Below are 17,455 nucleotides of genomic sequence, written 5' to 3'. Positions count from 1 at the left end.
CTTGCGCGTACTGCTCACCGGACACCAGGGCTATCTGGGCACCGTGATGGCCCCGGTCCTCAGCGCCGCCGGACACGAGGTCGTCGGTCTCGACGCCGGTCTGTTCGCCGACTGCGTGCTCGGCCCCGCACCCGCGGACCCCTCCGGGCACCGGGTTGACCTGCGTGATGTCACGGCCGACCACGTGGCCGGGGTGGACGCCGTGATCCACCTGGCCGCGCTCTCCAACGACCCGCTGGGATCGCTGGCCCCGGAGCTCACCTACGACATCAACCACCGGGCGTCCGTACGGCTGGCCCGGCTCGCCCGCGACACCGGGGTGCGGCGCTTCCTGTACGCGTCGACCTGCTCGGTGTACGGCGCCGCCGGCGGCGACGACCTGGTGGCCGAGGACGCCCCGCTGCGCCCGGTGACGCCGTACGCGGAGTCCAAGGTGCGGGTGGAGGACGATCTGCACGCACTGGCCGACGGTGACTTCACCCCGGTGTACATGCGCAACGCCACCGCCTTCGGCCACTCCCCCAGGCTGCGCGCGGACATCGTGCTGAACAACCTGGTGGGCCACGCGCTGCTGTCGGGCGAGGTGCTGGTGCTCTCCGACGGCACCCCCTGGCGTCCGCTGGTGCACGCCGCCGATATCGCCCGGGCCTTCACGGCCGCGCTGACCGCTCCGCGGGAAGCCGTCCACGACCGGGCGTTCAACATCGGCAGCGAGACCAACAACGTCACGGTCGCCGAGATCGCCGGGCAGGTCGCCGCGGCGGTGTCCGGCGCGAAGGTGGTGATCACCGGGGAGACCGGTGCCGATCCGCGCTCGTACCGGGTGGACTTCTCCCGGTTCCGCGCCGCGATACCCGGGTTCGACTGCGAGTGGACGGTGAAGCGGGGCGCGCTCGAACTCGCCGACGCCTACCGGAAGTTCGGGCTGACGCGGGAGGACTTCGAGCAACGCTTCACCCGGCTGGCCGTGCTGCGCGCGGCGTCCGGGACCGGCGCCGTCGACGACACCCTGCGGTGGCGCCGGTGACGGCGGTCGGCGAGGAGATGCACGCACTGGTGGAGCGGCTGTACCCGCTCTGCCGGAGCATCACCGGCGACGGGGTGCGCGCCACCCTGGAGATCGTCGGCGAGTATGTCCCGCTGCGGATGCACGAGGTGCCGACCGGGACCCAGGTGCTCGACTGGACGGTCCCGCAGGAGTGGAACATCCGGGACGCGTACATCGCCGACTCCACCGGCCACCGGGTCGTCGACTTCGCCGCGTCCAGCCTGCATGTGCTCGGCTACAGCGTGCCGGTGGCGCGGACCATGCCGCTGACCGAGCTGCGCGCACATCTGCACACCCTTCCGGACCAGCCGTCGCTGGTGCCGTACCGCACCAGCTACTACACACCGGAGTGGGGGTTCTGCCTGGCCCAGGAGACCCTGGACGCGCTGCCGGACGGCGAGTACGAGGTGCGGATCGACTCCACGCTCGCCGATGGCCACCTCACCTACGCCGAGCATGTGATACCCGGCCGGGTCCCCGACGAGGTGATCGTCTCCTGCCATGTCTGCCACCCGTCGCTGGCCAACGACAACCTGGCCGGTATCGCGGTGGCGACGTTCCTGGCCCGGGAGCTGGCGCGGGAGACGCCGTACCACACCTACCGGTTCATCTACGCGCCCGGCACCATCGGGGCGATCACCTGGCTGGCCCGCAACGCCGAGCGGGTGGACCGGGTCAAGCACGGGCTGGTGCTGGCCTGCGCCGGCGACTCGGGCTCGCTGACGTACAAGCAGAGCAGGCGCGGCGACGCGGAGATCGACCGGGTGATGCGGTATGTGCTCGCCGCGTCCGAACGCCCGTACCGGGTCGACGAGTTCACCCCGTACGGCTACGACGAGCGGCAGTACTGCTCCCCCGGGTTCGACCTCGGAGTGGGCTCGCTCAGCCGGACCCCGTACGCCGGGTACCCCGAGTACCACACCTCGGCGGACAACCCGGACTTCGTCTCCCCGGAGGCGATGGCGGACACGCTCGCCGTCTGCCGCGAGGCGTTCGCGGTGCTCGACCGCAACCGGCGGTACATCAATCTCAGCCCCTACGGCGAACCACAGCTGGGGCGGCGCGGGTTGTACGACTCGCTCGGCGGCCGCAGTGACGCGAAGCAGGCCCAGATGGCCATGCTCTGGGTGCTCAGCCTCTCCGACGGCGAGCACGGTCTGCTGGACGTCGCCGAGCGGTCCGGGCTGCCGTTCGACACCGTCGCCGCCGCGGCCGACGCCCTGCGCGGCGCCGGTCTGATCAAGGCATGACGCGGATGACCACCGAGGAGGAGAAGGCGACGGCACCGGCGGGGTCCACCCGGCGGGCCTTCGCCGGCCGGCTGTCCTGGGGCCTGGCCGACCAGGCGGCCTCCAGCATCAGCAACTTCGCGGTGGGGATCTACGTGGCCCGCTCGCTGGGGGTGACCGCGTTCGGCGTGTTCAGCCTCGCCTGGGTGACCTACGGCGTCGTGCTCAACGTCTCCCGGGGCCTGGCCACCGACCCGCTCGTGGTGCGGTTCAGCGGCGTGTCGGACACGGCCTGGCGCGGGGCGGTGGCCCGGTCCTCGGGCACCGCGCTCGGTGTCGGTGCCGCGATCGGTGCGGGGTGTCTGGTGGCCGGCCTCGCTCTCGGCGGCCAGGTGGGGCCCGCGTTCGCCTGTCTCGGCGTCATGCTGCCGGGGCTGCTGCTCCAGGACGCCTGGCGGTACGCGTTCTTCGCCGCGGGCACCGGGAAGAAGGCGTTCGTCAACGACCTCGTGTGGGGCGTCGCGCTCGTCCCGGCCATGGTGGTGGCGGCCCGGGTGGGCAGCGTGGCCGCCTTCGTGCTCGCCTGGGGCGCGTCCGCCACGGTGGCCGCGGGGTGCGGCTACGTCCAGTCCGGCATCCCGCCCCGCACGGCCCAGGCCCGCGCATGGCTCCGCGAGCAGCGCGACCTCGGCTACCGGTACCTCGTCGAGAACGTCAGCCTCAGCGGCGCGAGCCAGCTGCGTGCGTACGGGCTCGGCGCGATCGCCGGGGTCGGCGCGGTGGGTGCGGTCCGGGGCGCCGAGCTGCTGCTCGGCCCGTTCCTCGCCGTGCTGATGGGCCTGTCGCTGGTCACCGTCGCGGAGGCGGCACGGGTGCTGCGGCAGGCCCCGGACCGCCTGGGCAGGTTCTGCCTCCTGCTGGGAGGCGGGCAGGCCGTCGCCGCGCTGTGCTGGGGCGGGGCGCTGCTGCTGATGCCGGACCGGCTCGGCGAGCTCGTGCTCGGCGACGTCTGGCACTCCGCCGCACAGCTCATCATGCCGGTCACCCTCGGTGTCGCGGGCGCCGGCCTCGGCACCGGCGCGGCGGCCGGGCTGCGCGCGCTCGCCGCGGCCCGGCGCAGCCTGCGCTGCCAGCTGTTCGCGTCCACCTGCTACGTGGCGGGCGGGCTCGGCGGTGCGGCCCTGGCCGGCACGGTCGGCTCGGCCTGGGGCGTCGCCACCGCGACCCTCGCCGCCTCCGCCGTGTGGTGGCTCCAGCTGCGCTCCGCCCTGCGCGAGCACCACCAGGACTCCATTCCCGAAGTGAGGACGCCATGACCGCCCGACCCAGGCTGAGCATCGGCCTGCCCGTGTACAACGGCGAGGAGTACCTCGCCGAGTCGCTCGACGCCCTCCTCGGGCAGACCTACGAGGACTTCGAGCTGGTCATCTCCGACAACGCCTCGACCGACGGGACCGAGGAGATCTGCCGCATGTACCTCGCGCAGGACTCGCGCGTCCGGTATCTCCGGCTGCCCCGGAACATCGGCGCCGCGCCGAACCACAACCACGTGTTCACCCGGTGCCGCGGCGAGTTGTTCAAGTGGGCCTCGCACGACGACCTGTACGCCCGGGACCTGCTGCGCCGCTGTGTGGAGGCGCTGGACGAACGGCCGGACGTCGTTCTCGCCCACTCCGACCAGGCGGTCATCGACGGCGAAGGACAGGTGAAGGTCCCCTACGCGTACGGGCTCGCCACCGCCTCGCCCGACGCCGCGGAGCGCTTCCGCAGTTTCCTGTTCGAGCCCGGTGGCGACGACTTCTACGGGGTGATGCGTGCCGACATGCTGCGCCGGGTGCGGCCGCACGACAGCTACCACCACGCGGACCGCACGTTCGTCGCCCAGCTCGTCCTCCAGGGGCCCTTCCATCAGGTGCCGGAGCTGCTGTACTTCCGCCGCGACCACCCCACCCGCGCCGAGCGGGCGAACCCGGGCAAGCGTTCCCGGTGCGTCAATCTGGACCCGCGCCGGGCGGGCGCGCTGCATCCGACGCCCCGGCTGCTCGCCGAGTACGTCCTGGGCTTCGTCTCGGCGATCCGGCGAGCGCCGTTGTCCCCGGCCGACCGGCGCGCGTGCTTCCGCCACCTGGGCGAGTGGATGACGAGCCGGGTCCGGCCGGGCGCCGGCGAGCGGGTCGAGGACCGCGCCCCGGTCGACCCGGCCAAGCTCACCGTCTCCGTCGACGACCTCGTCGCGGGACGCGAGGGGCGGCGGACATGAGACCCCCCGTACGCGTCGGGGTGTTCGGCCTGCTCGGCTCCGGCAACCTCGGCAACGACGGATCGCTGGAAGCCGTGCTCGGGTATCTGCGCGCCGAGCACCCGGACGCGGTCGTGGACGCGCTCTGCGGCGGACCCGAGGTGGTGGCGGCCCGGTACGGGATCCCCGCGACACGGCTGCACTGGTACCGCGGGGAGTACCGGACCGCGTTCCGTGCGGGCTCCATCGCGGGGAAGGGACTGGGCAAGCTGGTCGACGCGGTCCGCACCGCCGCCTGGGTGCGCAAGCACGATGTGGTGATCGTGCCGGGCATGGGTGTCCTGGAGGCCACGCTGCCGCTGCGGCCGTGGGGCTTTCCGTACGCGCTGTTCCTGCTCTGCGCGTCCGGCCGGCTGTTCGGCACGAAGGTCGCCCTGGTCGGTGTCGGTGCCGCCGCGATCCGCGACCGGGCGACCCGGGCCCTGGTGCGCCGGTCCGCACGGCTGGCCGCGTACCGGTCGTACCGGGACACCCTGTCCCGTGACGCGATGCGGGAGATGGGCGTGGACACCACGCGCGACGAGGTCCACCCGGACCTCGCGTTCGCCCTGCCGACGCCACCGGCGGGGGCGCGCTCGGGCCCGCCGGGCCTGGTGTGCGTCGGTGTCATGGACTTCCACGGCGGCAACGACGACCGCGCCCGTGCCGAGGAGATCCACCGCCGCTATCTCGACGGCACGATCCGGTTCGTCCGCGCGCTGACCGAGGAGGGACGGCCGGTCCGGCTGCTCACCGGTGACGCGTGCGATGCGCCGGTCGTCGCCGCGATCCTCGACGCGGTGGACTCGCCGCTGGTCACCGCCGCCGAGGCGGCCTCGCTGGCCGAGCTGATGAAGGAGATGGCGGCAGCGGACACCGTGGTGGCGACCCGGTACCACAACCTGATCTGTGCCCTGAAGACGGGCACACCGACGCTCGCCCTCACCTACGCGGCGAAGAGCGACGCGGTCATGGCCCGGATGGGGCTGGACACCTACTGCCACCCGGCTCGCGAGGTCGACGCCGACCGGCTGCTGGAGCAATTCAGGGCGCTGGAGCAGCGATCGGCCGAGCTGCGGCGGACCCTCACCGAGCGGAACCAGGCCGTCGCGCGCCAACTCGAGCACCACTTCACCGCCTTGACCGAGGCACTGTTCCCGAAGGCCACCCACGCACAGGCACCCGCCCGGCAGGAGACATCATGAAAGCGACCGCGGTCCCCGAGATCTCCGGCGCGTACCTGTTCGAACCGACGCCGTACGCCGACGAACGCGGCTTCTTCTGCCGCACCTTCGACGCCGACGTGATCCGCTCGGTGGGCCTGGACCCGGACGCCTTCGTCCAGGACAGCGTGTCGCGCTCGGTCCGGGGCGTGCTGCGCGGTCTGCATCTGCGCTCCGGCGCGGGTGAGGCCAAGCTGGTGCGCTGCTCGTACGGACAGATCTTCGACGTCGTCGTCGATCTGCGGCCGGACTCAGCGACGTACCGCAATGTCGCGACCTTCGAACTGTCCGGTGAGACACAGCAGACCCTGTACATCCCGGCGGGCTGCGCACACGGCTTCCAGGCGCTGACCGACACCGCCGACACCTCGTACCGGATCGACCGTCCGCACGATCCGGCCGAGGACGTGACGATCGCCTTCGACGACCCGGAACTCGCCATCGCGTGGCCGTTGCCGGCCGTCTCGATGTCACAGCGGGACCGGGAGGCCCCTCGCCTCGCCGAGGCCCTGAAGCAGAAAGAGAGCTGAAGTGAGCGTGGAAACCGAAGAGTTCGGGCTGCCCCGGTCGAGGGCGGCCAACGAGCGGCTGCACGCCCTGATCCCCGGGGGCGCGCACACCTACGCCAAGGGCGACGACCAGTACCCGGAGAACCTCGCCCCCGTCATCAGCCACGGCCGCGGTGCCCATGTGTGGGACATCGACGGCAACCGCTACATCGAGTACGGCTCCGGCCTGCGGTCGGTCAGTCTCGGCCACGCCCACCCACGCGTGACCGAGGCGGTGCGGCGGGAACTCGACCGCGGCAGCAACTTCGTCCGGCCGTCCGTCATGGAGGTCGAAGCCGCGGAGCGCTTCCTGGCCACGGTGCCGACCGCCGAGATGGTGAAGTTCGCGAAGAACGGCTCCGACGCCACCACCGCCGCGGTGCGTCTCGCCCGCGCCGCCACCGGGCGCCCGCGGGTGGCCCTCTGCGCCGACCATCCGTTCTTCTCCGTAGACGACTGGTTCATCGGCACCACACCGATGTCCGCGGGCATTCCGGCGGCGACCGGCGAACTCACCGTGACGTTCCCCTACGGGGACCTGACCGCAACGGAGGAACTGCTCACCCGGTACGCCGGGGAGATCGCCTGCCTGATCCTCGAACCCGCCACCCACACCGAGCCTGCCCCAAGCTCTCAACTCCGTTCGAGCAGGGGAGACCCCACTCCCGGGTACCTCACGGGCCTGCGCGAGCTGGCCGACCGGCACGGCTGCGTACTGATCTTCGATGAGATGATCACCGGCTTCCGCTGGTCCGAGGCGGGCGCCCAGGGCCTGTACGGCGTCGTCCCCGACCTCTCCACGTTCGGCAAGGCGCTGGGCAACGGATTCGCCGTCTCCGCGCTGGCCGGGCGCCGCGCCCTGATGGAGCGGGGCGGACTGCGCCACTCCGGCGACCGGGTGTTCCTGCTGTCCACCACACACGGCGCGGAGACGCACTCGCTGGCCGCCGCGATGGCCGTGCAGACCGCCTATGTCGAGGAGGGTGTCACCGCGCGGCTGCACACTCTCGGCGAACGGCTGGCCACCGGTGTCCGCGACGCCGCGGCCAGTATGGGCGTCGGCGACCACATCGTCGTCCGGGGCCGGGCCAGCAACCTGGTCTTCGCGACCCTCGACGAGAACCGGCGGCCGTCACAGCAGTACCGCACCCTGTTCCTGCGACAACTCCTCGCGGGCGGGGTGCTGGCCCCGTCGTTCGTGGTGAGCAGCGCGCTCGACGACGCCGACATCGATCACACCGTCGATGTGGTGGCCCAGGCGTGTGCGGTGTACCGGAAGGCGCTGGACGCCGCCGATCCCACTCCCTGGGTGGGCGGACGCCCCGTTAAGCCGGTGTTCCGGCGCCGGGCCTGAGGTGACGTCAGCGGCCTTCTCACCGGCCGTCGTCGGCGATCCGGTCGACCAGCCACGCGGTCGCCGGTACCACCGCCAGCGCGGTGCACCAGCCGCCGAGGACGTCGGTCGGGTAGTGCGCCCCCAGGGCGACCTGCGCCCATCCCATCGCGGCACCGGCCACCAGCGCGGCGGCGAGCACCAGTGATGTGCCGGTCGCCCTGCCGAGGCCGAACCGGCCGGCCGCGAGCAGCGCCACCACGAGGGCGAGCGCCGTGAGGAAGGCGGTGTGCCCGCTCGGGTAGGACAGGTTGTCATCGCCGTGGATGGTGCGCCCCACCAGGTGTTTGAGCAGTGTGGCCGCCCCCACGGCCATCCCGGCGCCGCCGGCGGTGAGCACCGCCGCGCGAGGGCGCCGCAGCAGCAGACAGCCCGCCACGGCGGTCACGACCAACATCGCCGCTCCGGCGGGCTCCCCCCAGAAGTCCATGGCCAGCGCGACGTTCCGCCACGGCCCGCGCACACTGTCCGCCGTCGGCTCGACGATCCACCGGTCCACCGTGCCGGGCTCGCTGCGCCCGGCGAACAGCACCCCGAGCACGACGACCACCAGCGCGGCGAGGGCCGCGATCAGCCCGAGCCACGCGCGCGGCGCGGGGGGCAGCACAGCGGACGCCGACCGCCCGCCGCCTCCGGTCGGCCGTTGGTGTTCCGGATGAGGGTGCGGCTTCTCAGCCGACCGGTGGGCAGCCATGCATCAGCGCCTTCCTGTTCCCCTGCTCCAGGCTGCCCGCCACCCTAGCCAACGAGCGGTCGCGGCAGGCCGCCGTTCGGTGGGAATCGCGACCTCACTTTCATACAGCGAGCCCTGGCGCTCACTCCGGGGCGACCGTTCATGGAACGACTTCTGACCCTGAGCCATCAGGTCCGGTATTCGCGTGCGAGCGACGACCGCCTGCTCGCGTCACTGATCGCGGAGGCGCAGTCCCTCGATGACGCGCTGTACGTCCTCCACCACCCGGACGGCGACAAGCACCACCAGCTACAGGCCTGCCTCTTGCACGAGTGCTCCTGCGCGGGGCATACCCCGACGCACTGGTCCCCGGACCCATCCGGCGCCCCGACCACCACACGCTCTACAGGAGCGGCCTCACCTGGTTGCCTGCCCGGCTCTCGGAGATGGAGAGGCTGGACCCGAGGTGGTTCCCGAGCCGTAGCTATCAAGGAGGCGCCTCCGGGTTCCCCCCGTCGATGACATCGCCAAAGTCTGTCGATGTGGCAGCGGTACGTCGGGCCGGCGTGGCGCACCGCGTCCGGGAGGCCACGCCCGCGCATCTGGGCGGCCTGATCGCCCGGCCGGCCAAAGAGGGCCAATGGGTCGACCATGAAGCACGGGTCTTCTGGGTCGACCATGAAGCACGGGTCTTCGTTCTGGACGAGCCCGTCACCCCGGAGCACTCGAGTCCATCTGGCTGATGTTGTTCATGAGCGCCTCCACCGGCGCACTCGGTCGCCCGGGCGTCCACGGCGCCTGGGGGCGTTTCCACGCGTGGCTCTCCCTCTCGGGGCTCTGCGGGGCCGAGTTCCCCGAGGCAAGCGCTGCCGAAGTCGAAGAGCTGGCCCGGGCCTGTAGCTGGTACCGCTTCGAGGCCGGCACCGAATGGTTCCACAACGATCTGAGCGACTACGGCATCGTGGCCCTCTCCCCCGACGGCCGCCGTATCGCCGTACTCGCCGCGACGGACACCGGCTGAACCGTCCCGTCCCTGGGGGAAGGCCGCCCGCGCCAACCGCTGCGTCTCCGTGAGGTCGCCGCTCGAAAGGCCAATGAGCCTGATCGAATTCGGCTCGGCTTCGCTGTATGGTCCCCCTCCGGGGATGAACGTAAGTGCACAGCACATGACTTGATTCACTCAGGGGGAGTGCGCCATGTCGTTCGACGAAGAGTGGGCTCAACACAAATCCGCAGCGGCAGCGCGGACAAAGACGCAGCTGAACAGCCATAGCAGCGGGGGCGCCCCTTTCACAGGGGGTGAATACATGGCCACCTCCGCCACCGGTAAGAAGAAGGCCGCCGCGTACCTGGAAACGGACCTGCTTCCGGACGCGGTCAAGGCGGGGCAGCACGCCGGGGGCGCTACGCAATCCGTCACCGGTCTGTCACCGGCCGGTCGGGTGGACACCGTCGTGTGGGGTGGACCGGGCGAGCTCGCCCGGTGGGAGATCAAGGGCGGTCTCAACGCTGCGATGGGGCACTGGGGACAGCAGGTGAACAACCTGCTGGCCCGCCTCAACGGGGAGATGGGAGCGCTGCGTGCCGCGAACACGTTCTACATCGACATCGATCAGTTCCATGGCTCGCAGTTCAACGGCCTCATTCCGCTGGGAGAGCCGGGCAACGGTGTCACCAGGGACACACCGTCCTTGATCGCTGCTCCCAAGCCGCCGTCCGATCCCTCCACCGACCCCAACGGCCCTCTGCTGCTGCCCAATCCCTCGCCCACCTCGGAGTGACCCATGGCCCTGACCTTTCAGGACGTGATGACCACGGACTTGTCCACACTCCAGACCGCCTCCGAGGAGTGGAAGGCGATGGGAGACAAGTTCAAGACCCTCAAGACGAACTACGACACCCATGTGCGAGGTGCCCTCGACAACGGGAGCTGGGTCGGCCAGGGCTACAACGCCGCGGCCAGGAGCGGTGGTATCACGGCGCACGAGCTGTGGGGGGCCATGAAGGAGGCCCATGCCGTCGCCGAGCAGCTCTCCGAGGCCCATACCGAGCTGACCCGGCTCAAGTCCGCGCTGAAGGATCTGGTCGAGCAGGCGCGTACGGACGGCTACCAGGTCGACTCCGTGACGGGCCAGGTCACCACCGACTACGACACCAAGCACTTCCAGGACATGACGCCGCAGGAACTGCGTGCGTACAAGAACGATCCAGAAGGCATCGCCGCGAGCGAGCAGTACCGGACCGATCTGCTCATGGACCAGGTCAAGGAGATCGACAAGGCCGACTTCGGCTACCGCACCGCCCTGGAGCGCGTCACCAAGGACATCGACGGCAAGGGTGTCGCCGGCGGGTTCAATTCCCACGCCTCGGGCGACCCGGAGAAGTACGAGGCCCGGCGCGCCGAGGAACTGGCCGAGAAGGTCGCCCACGGCCACGACCTCGGCGACGAGGAGAAGAGGGAACTGCGTACGCTCCTCGACGGCAACAAGGACGACAAGGTCTTCAGCCGGACGTTCGTCCAGGGCCTGAGCGCCGAGAACATCCTCAAGCTCGGCCATGAGCTGCGTGGGATGGGCAAGGACGGTGACTGGCTGGAGAAGACGGTCAGCACCACCATCGCCACCGCCACCGATGTCCCCGAGGACATCGAAAAGCTCCCGGTGACCTCCAGGCGTTATCAGGACTGGCTCAACAGCCCCGACGGCAGATTCAACAAGGAGTTCCTCGCCGGTCTCAAAAAGGTCGGCACGGCGAACTTCGGCAGCAACACCGAGCGTGTCCACGGCTATCAGGAGTTCGTCACCCTGATGAAGAAAGGAGGGACGTACGACAGCTCCTTCCTCCAGACCCTCGGCGACGACATCATGGAAACCGAGAAGGCCGAGAAGGGCCGTGGGCTGTGGGATCAGTGGAACGGCAAGCCCGGGCAGAAGGGCGTCGAGTACGACCCCCTGGACGGCGTACTGGGAATGATGAGCAAGGACCCCGAGGCCTCCACCACCTATCTCGATCCGAAGGGCGGCGACCGCCTCCAGTACCTGCTCGAGGACCGGGACTGGCCCGGTTACCTTCTCAACGGCGGTTACGGACCGCCCGTCGACAACAAGGACCTCGCCGAGGTGACCAACAAGATCGGTTTCGGCCAGGCGCTGGAGGCGGCGGCCACCGGTGAGGTGCCCGGGACGAAGCATCCGCTGGGCGGCCATTCGGAGGCCGAGGCGCGCGTGATGCAATACGCCGCCACGCATCTCGATACCAGGATGTCCCCGAACCTCAGGTCGCCGATGGGCCACATCCTGACCGACTACACCCCGGACACGCACGAGATCCTCACCCAGGCGAATCCCGCCTACGAGAACGAGAAGCACCTCGCTTCGGGGGTCTTCAAGGACGAGCGGGGGAACGTCCGGGTCGCCCTGGACTCGCAGGTCCTCGACACGTTGATGCGCGGCGTGGCCGACGATCCGGCGGCGTTCGCGGACATGTACAACGCCGAGCGGCAGTACTCGGCCGACAGACTGGTCGAGAACCCCATCAACGGCGGCACCGAGGACATCGACCGGCGGAACAACGCCATCATGGCGGTCGGCAACGTCTGGGGCCATTACGACGGTGTGATGACGGACCTGGCCCTGGACAGGAAGGATGCCGCGATCCAATGGGCACGAGACGTCAACCACCACGTCACCACCGCGAACGCGGCGGTGGACTTCGTGCACCCGAAGGCCGCCGCGTTCGTCGCCCCGGGCATCGACATCACCGGCCGCATCCTGGACTTCGGTATGTACGACTGGACCAAGGAAGCCATCGCGGACGCGAGCAGGGTCGGAGGAGAAGAGGCGGCCAAGACCTTCAACACCGGCCACAAACAGATGGACGCGCTCGTCGTGAAGTGGGTGGAAGCCCAAGGAGGCGACCCCGGCATCGAATCGGGCAGACCCGCCCCCGAGATCGGAGTGATCCAGCACCAGGGGCAGGGCACGTACGGTGACGGACGGGAGCAGGCATTGATCAACCTGGGTCGCCCCGGCGGGTGACGGCACACTCGGCCGGCCTCCGGCCACAGGGCTGTTTCACCCCTGTGGCCGGGGCTGCCCGTCCGATCCGGGGAACGAGTGGAAGATGCCCCGCGGGTCGTGTACGGCGCGGAGGGCCCGGAGCCTCTCCCAGTTCGCCGGCGCGAAGGAGCGGACGCTGCGCGACGGGTCGTGAGCGAGATCCGCCTCACCCACGTAGTGGCCGTGGACGAGTGGTCCGAGGCTGGTGGTGAGGGCGCTCAGCCACTCCCGGTTCCGCTGGTCGGCGGTCTCGTCGGCCCAGATCGCATACGGCAGGACGAGTGTCTTCCCGGTCATCGAGAAGGCGGCGTCGGGCAGGCGACCGCCACGGAGGGGCGGTGGCGAGGGGCAGACGAGGATGACCGACTCATCGGATGGTGCGTCGGCTGCCGCCCGGGCGAGGTGGTGGAGGAGATCCCGTACGGGTGCGTCGGACCACAGCGCGTCTCCGCTGTAGCGTCGGCCTTCCGGCAGGAGTGGCGGACTCGCCTCGAGCAGTCCGGGCAGTGTGGTCGTCGTGTCGGGGGCCCTGGCCGCCCCGGTCTCGGACATCAGCTGATGGAAGACCTGGTGGAGTGAGTGGTCGGCCTCGCCGGCCGAGTCGCCGAACGCGATGGCGCCGACCTCCAGGCCGCCGGTGCCGCCGAGGGAGCCGGTGGCAGGGGCGTTCGCGCGTATCAGCACCCGCAGCTCCACCGAGTCCGGGAGGGCCGGTGCGACCCGGTCGAGCCAGGTACCCACAGCCGGGGCCGCTGTCAGCGGATGGACCATGGAGCTGGTCCGGATGGCCGGTGGTGCGGGATACAGCCGCACCGTGAACCGCGTCGCGACACCGAAGAAGCCGGTTCCCGACCCCCGGGCCGCCCAGAACAGATCGGTGTGGCGGCGGGCGTCGGCAGTGACCGACTCACCCTGGGCGGTGATGAGTTCCAGTGACTCCAGACTGGCACAGGCGGGGCCCCAGGTGCCGAGATTCCATCCCAGCCCGCCGGCGAGCAGATACCCACTGAGGGCCACGGTGGCGCAGTGCCCCACGGGAAAGGCCAGCCCGTGCTCGGCCAGCGCCGTGGCAAGGTCCAGCGCGGTGACGCCGGGCTCCAGGGTGGCCGTGCGCTGTCGCGGGTCGATCGAGACCTCACGCATCCGTGAGAGGTCGATGAGCAACCCGCCCTCCCGCAAGGCCGAGCCCCACAAGCTGTGGCCACCTGCCCGGACCGCGACCTTCATCCCCCGGCCGCGGGCGTAGTCCATCGCGGCGATGACGTCCTGCTCCGATGCGGCCTGCACGATGAGGTCCGGGCCGCGGTCGGGCTTCCGGGCATTCCACACCGCGTCACGCCGTGCGGTCTCGTAGTCCGCCTCGCCGCACCGCAGTTCCCGGCCGCGGCTGCCTGTGGGAAGGAGTGTGCTGCTCATATGCTGCTCATAGCGCACGGGATCTCCTCAGCATGTCAGCATGCGCGTGATGTTCTTGTGTCTGTCACCGTTCCTGCCCGGTCCGGACCTCAGCAGATGGGAACCGTCTCCAGTTCGGCGAAGACAGCCCGTCCCTCGTCCCGCAGCACGTCGCCGATGATGTCGATCCCGGCTTCGGCGAGTGCGGTCAGATGGTCGGGAGCGTTGGCCAATTGGCGGATGCCGCAGGCGTGGGCGTCGGCCACCCGTGCCGCGTACACGATCCGGGACACACCGGCCCAGAAACACGCCGCCAGGCACATCGGGCACGGTTCACAGGAGGTGAAGACCGTCGCGCCGGTCAGGTCGATCCGGTCGAGCGCTCGACAGGCTTCCCGCAGCGCGTTGACTTCGGCGTGCCGTGTGACGTCCTGATCGGCGAACACCGTGTTGTGCGCGGCGGAGATGACCTGACCCGCCACGACGACGCAGGCCCCGAACGGCAGCTGGCCGGCCCGGATGGCGCCGCGTGCCTGCTCGAGTGCGACGCGCATGAGCCTGGTGTCCTCATCGGAATACGACATCTCAACTCCGCTCATATCGTGCGCCGGCCGGAGCGACCAGTTGCAGGAATTCCGAGCGTGCGGGGCCGGTCTCCAGCAGCCCGCGGAAGGAGGAGGTGTAGGTCGACGCGCACTGCTTCTCCACGCCCCGCATCATCATGCACATATGGGATGCGACCACGACGACTCCGACACCGGCCGGGGCGAGGGCCACGTCGAGCGCGTCCGCGATCTGTTCGGTGAGGCGCTCCTGGACCTGGAGGCGATGGGCGAACATGTCGACCAGCCGCGGGAGCTTGGAGAGCCCGACGACCCTTCCGGTCGGGAGGTAGGCGATGTGGGCGCGGCCGAAGAACGGCAGCATGTGGTGCTCGCACTGCGAGTAGAACTCGATGTCGCGGACGACCACCAGGTTGTGGGTGTCCTCCTCGAATATCGCGTCCCCGATGACGTCGGAAACCTTGATGCCGTACCCCTCCGTGAGGAACCGCATCGCCTTGCGCACCCGTTCAGGAGTCTTTCGCAGACCCTCCCTTTCCACATCCTCGCCGATCAAGCCGATCAGCTGATGTACGAGTGTCTCGATCTGCCGGTTCCCGTGGTCGAAACCGTTCGACAGCCCGCTCTCCGCACCCAGCTGCACCACTGGGTCGTTGGCGACTGATGTCATCGTGCCCTCCTCGGATGGAATGCGAAGTCCATGCCGCGTGCTACGGAACGGGTCGGTAGGACGCGGCGTTGACGTGTGTTTCGGACACCTTGACCTGGGTGATCGACGCACCGCTGGCATGGGAGATCGATTCCAGGGTTGCCCGAGCCACGCGGAACACCAGCTCGGCGACGTTCTCCACGGTGGGAGCCGTCAGATCCGCCGCCAGCTTCTCGGCATCGGTGGGATCGTCCTGCGCTCCGAACCGGAAGATCTTGCACTTCTCCTCGCCGAGTGCGCCGACGAGGGGGTCGGTGGCACCCAGCATGGTGCCGTGATCGAGCCATGTGTCGATCCACGTCCTGATCCCGGCTTTGAAGTCGCCGAACTCGGCCACGGTGCCGCGGTCGGTCCGCGGTGCGGATACCGTGACCTCGCACCACCAGGAATGACCGTGGAGGTTCGTGCACTTCCCGCCGAGATGGGGCAGTCGGTGAGCTGTCTCGAAGTTGTGGCGAACGGTTACCGAGTGCGTCATACGCACCTCCGTACGGTGTCAGTCGGCCGGCGAGGCCGCGATGTGGTGGGGGTGCGCACGGTGCGCCGGGACCGACGCCGACGGGAGCCCACCGGTACTCGACCCGTCGCGCGGGCACCGCGACTCAGTCGGCGACGCTCCAGGTGACCCTGGCTCCGCCCTCGTCGACCACCGCCACAGCGGTCTCCAGCACGGGGAGTCCCTTGCCGATCAGGTGGTTGCCGAGCTCCCGCGCCACGGCCTCGCATGACGCCGAGTCCAACTCCCGCTCCCCGGGGCCCCACCACTGCCGCAACTGCTCCGCCAGATCCATGAACTCGATGTCACGGTCGTCATGACGGACCAGGACGTCCGCGCGCACACGGAAGACATGCCGATGCCGGCTGGCGAGATGGGAGCGCGCGGGCGGTGCGGCCGGGTAGCGGTGGTAGCCGGGCAGACGTTCCTCCACCCACACCGACGACCTCACGGCGCGATCCGGCAGTGCATCGGTCATCGCCAATTCCCCAATCAGCCGTGCGACGTGTGTCGCGGAAGGGTCGATTCCTCGCCATCGAGCTGCGAGCCGAACTGGATGATGGTGACTGATTCCCATCGGTTCACCTTTCGCCCCAGTGACCCGGCGCGGCTCATCAGGTACACACGACGGCGTCCCGCAGCGTGATGACGCCCCATATCCACCGCGATCCGAACCTGCGTCGCCGCCGTGACCTGCGGAGTCGCGGGATTCCGCATCGTCATGCCACATGGCCGGCCCGCCACCACGGACACTCCGGACAGCGTCTTACGGGGCGTCGGTGGCACGCGTGACGGGTGCTTGAACAGTGGGGTTCTTTCTAGGATTTACCGCCACCGGAAGCAGAAGGCCCCCTCTCCGGTGGGGCCTTGGGGAGCCTTGCGGACCACTCCTGAGGGCACTCCTCAGGGGCGGAAGGTGCGGCGGTAGGCGTCGGGCGGGACGCCGACGCTGCGGTGGAAGTGGCGGCGCAGGGTGGTGGCGGTGCCCATGCCGGTGGCGGCGGCGACGGTGTCCACGGTGGCGTTGGTGGTCTCCAGGAGTTCCTGGGCGCGGCGGATGCGCTGGGCGTGGAGCCATTGCAGTGGTGTGGTGCCGGTGAGGTGCTTGAAGTGGCGGCCGAGGTGGCGGGAGCTCATACGGGCCCGGCGGGCCAGATCCTCCACGGTGAGCGGTTGGTCCAGCCGCTCCAGTGCCCAGGGGAAGAGCTCGTCCAGCGGGTGGTTGCCGGGGGCGGGGAGCGGGGTCGCGATGAACTGGGCCTGGCCGCCGTCGCGGTGGGGTGGGATGACCAGACGGCGGGCGATCTTGTTGGCGTCGGCCGAGCCGTGGTCGAGGCGGACCAGATGCAGGCACAGGTCCATGGCGGCGGCCTTGCCCGCGGAGGTGAGGACGTCGCCGTTGTCGACGTAGAGGACGTCCGGATCGACGGTGGCCGCCGGATGGCGCCGGGCCAGCTCCTGGGTGTGCGCCCAGTGTGTGGTGGCCCGCCTGCCGTCCAGCAGTCCCGCCGCCCCCAGCACGAAGGCACCTGTGCACAGGGAGGCCACGCGGGCGCCGGCCTCGTGGGCGGCACGTACCGCCTCGACCAGCTCGGCGGGCGGTTCGCGGTCGGTGTCGGCCCAGCCGGGGACGATCACCGTGTCCGCGTGCGCGAGGTGGTCGAGTCCGTGGTCGGGTTCGAGACGGAAACGGCCGGCGTGCACCGGACCGCTTCCGCAGAGGGTGAAGTCGTACCAGGGATCCACGATGTGGGTCAGGTCGGATCCGAAGATCTCGACGGCCACGGACAGTTCGTAGTGGAGCATGCCGTCGGTGACGGCCAGGGCGACAGCAGCCATGTC

The 17,455-nt window shown here is 70.1% G+C and carries 16 protein-coding genes and 1 pseudogene; 10 read left to right on the top strand and 7 right to left on the bottom strand.

What is annotated here, in order from left to right; translation table 11 throughout:
* Window position 1: 1 nt before the first annotated feature.
* From AC07FT_RS16885 to AC07FT_RS16855, 7 genes are read left to right on the top strand one after another with little or no spacing between them, the layout of a single operon-like run.
* Window positions 2–1,027: an NAD-dependent epimerase/dehydratase family protein gene (locus AC07FT_RS16885; RefSeq protein WP_479176842.1), complete on the top strand. Its 1,026-nt coding sequence runs from the start codon at window positions 2–4 to the stop codon at window positions 1,025–1,027.
* Window positions 1,015–2,298, top strand: coding sequence for a DUF4910 domain-containing protein (locus tag AC07FT_RS16880; protein WP_479176841.1), 1,284 nt, complete (start codon window positions 1,015–1,017; stop codon window positions 2,296–2,298). Before AC07FT_RS16885 ends, AC07FT_RS16880 begins: the two co-directional genes overlap by 13 nt.
* On the top strand, window positions 2,295–3,593 hold the full coding sequence (locus AC07FT_RS16875) for a hypothetical protein (protein WP_479176840.1): 1,299 nt from the start codon (window positions 2,295–2,297) through the stop codon (window positions 3,591–3,593). The genes AC07FT_RS16880 and AC07FT_RS16875 overlap by 4 nt, the downstream gene beginning before the upstream one ends.
* A complete protein-coding gene (locus AC07FT_RS16870) occupies window positions 3,590–4,537 on the top strand; it encodes a glycosyltransferase family 2 protein (RefSeq protein WP_479176839.1) in 948 nt (315 codons plus the stop codon). The genes AC07FT_RS16875 and AC07FT_RS16870 overlap by 4 nt, the downstream gene beginning before the upstream one ends.
* Entirely contained in the window at window positions 4,534–5,760 is a 1,227-nt protein-coding gene (locus AC07FT_RS16865; RefSeq protein WP_479176838.1) for a polysaccharide pyruvyl transferase family protein, read from the top strand. Before AC07FT_RS16870 ends, AC07FT_RS16865 begins: the two co-directional genes overlap by 4 nt.
* Window positions 5,757–6,308 carry a dTDP-4-dehydrorhamnose 3,5-epimerase gene (gene rfbC / locus AC07FT_RS16860; RefSeq protein WP_471198215.1) on the top strand — a complete coding sequence of 184 codons (552 nt, stop codon included), beginning with the start codon at window positions 5,757–5,759 and terminating at the stop codon, window positions 6,306–6,308. Before AC07FT_RS16865 ends, rfbC begins: the two co-directional genes overlap by 4 nt.
* Window positions 6,309–6,315: 7 nt before the next feature.
* Entirely contained in the window at window positions 6,316–7,680 is a 1,365-nt protein-coding gene (locus AC07FT_RS16855) for a glutamate-1-semialdehyde 2,1-aminomutase (RefSeq protein WP_479176991.1), read from the top strand.
* Window positions 7,681–7,699: 19 nt separating this feature from the next.
* On the opposite strand, the gene AC07FT_RS16850 is transcribed toward AC07FT_RS16855, so the two are convergent.
* Complete coding sequence (locus AC07FT_RS16850) at window positions 7,700–8,326, bottom strand: phosphatase PAP2 family protein (RefSeq protein WP_479176837.1); 627 nt, start codon at window positions 8,324–8,326, stop codon at window positions 7,700–7,702.
* Between the two features lie 228 nt (window positions 8,327–8,554).
* On the opposite strand from AC07FT_RS16850, the pseudogene AC07FT_RS16845 reads away from it, so the two are divergent.
* The 3 genes and pseudogenes from AC07FT_RS16845 (at window position 8,555) to AC07FT_RS16835 (ending at window position 12,429) form a co-directional block, all read left to right on the top strand.
* Window positions 8,555–9,413: pseudogene (locus tag AC07FT_RS16845) on the top strand (DUF6183 family protein).
* Window positions 9,414–9,699: 286 nt separating this feature from the next.
* Window positions 9,700–10,173: a hypothetical protein gene (locus tag AC07FT_RS16840; protein ID WP_479176836.1), complete on the top strand. Its 474-nt coding sequence runs from the start codon at window positions 9,700–9,702 to the stop codon at window positions 10,171–10,173.
* A 3-nt stretch (window positions 10,174–10,176) separates the two neighbouring features.
* Window positions 10,177–12,429, top strand: a complete 2,253-nt coding sequence (locus AC07FT_RS16835; RefSeq protein ID WP_479176835.1) for a DUF6571 family protein — start codon at window positions 10,177–10,179, stop codon at window positions 12,427–12,429.
* Window positions 12,430–12,465: 36 nt separating this feature from the next.
* Here AC07FT_RS16835 and AC07FT_RS16830 read toward each other — a convergent pair whose 3' ends face one another.
* The 6 genes from AC07FT_RS16830 to AC07FT_RS16805 all read right to left on the bottom strand — a co-directional run bounded on the left by AC07FT_RS16830 (window position 12,466) and on the right by AC07FT_RS16805 (window position 17,452).
* Window positions 12,466–13,866 carry an FAD-binding oxidoreductase gene (locus tag AC07FT_RS16830; RefSeq protein ID WP_479176834.1) on the bottom strand — a complete coding sequence of 467 codons (1,401 nt, stop codon included), beginning with the start codon at window positions 13,864–13,866 and terminating at the stop codon, window positions 12,466–12,468.
* 89 nt (window positions 13,867–13,955) lie between these two features.
* Window positions 13,956–14,429 (bottom strand): nucleoside deaminase, encoded by a 474-nt coding sequence (locus tag AC07FT_RS16825; protein ID WP_479176833.1) that lies wholly within the window; start codon window positions 14,427–14,429, stop codon window positions 13,956–13,958.
* 1 nt (window position 14,430) lies between these two features.
* Window positions 14,431–15,078: a GTP cyclohydrolase I FolE gene (gene folE / locus AC07FT_RS16820; protein ID WP_479176832.1), complete on the bottom strand. Its 648-nt coding sequence runs from the start codon at window positions 15,076–15,078 to the stop codon at window positions 14,431–14,433.
* A gap of 40 nt (window positions 15,079–15,118) precedes the next feature.
* Window positions 15,119–15,595, bottom strand: coding sequence for a 6-pyruvoyl trahydropterin synthase family protein (locus tag AC07FT_RS16815; RefSeq protein WP_478774040.1), 477 nt, complete (start codon window positions 15,593–15,595; stop codon window positions 15,119–15,121).
* A 124-nt stretch (window positions 15,596–15,719) separates the two neighbouring features.
* The gene (locus AC07FT_RS16810; RefSeq protein ID WP_479176831.1) at window positions 15,720–16,091 is read right to left on the bottom strand and encodes a hypothetical protein; all 372 of its coding nucleotides are present in this window, start codon (window positions 16,089–16,091) and stop codon (window positions 15,720–15,722) included.
* 425 nt (window positions 16,092–16,516) lie between these two features.
* Window positions 16,517–17,452 (bottom strand): helix-turn-helix domain-containing protein, encoded by a 936-nt coding sequence (locus AC07FT_RS16805; protein WP_479176830.1) that lies wholly within the window; start codon window positions 17,450–17,452, stop codon window positions 16,517–16,519.
* Window positions 17,453–17,455: the final 3 nt, after the last annotated feature.

It is taken from the genome of Streptomyces sp. NPDC045899, from assembly GCF_056431485.1.
Note: the sequence above shows the minus strand (reverse complement) of the source record. Positions and strands in the feature narration are given on the sequence as shown.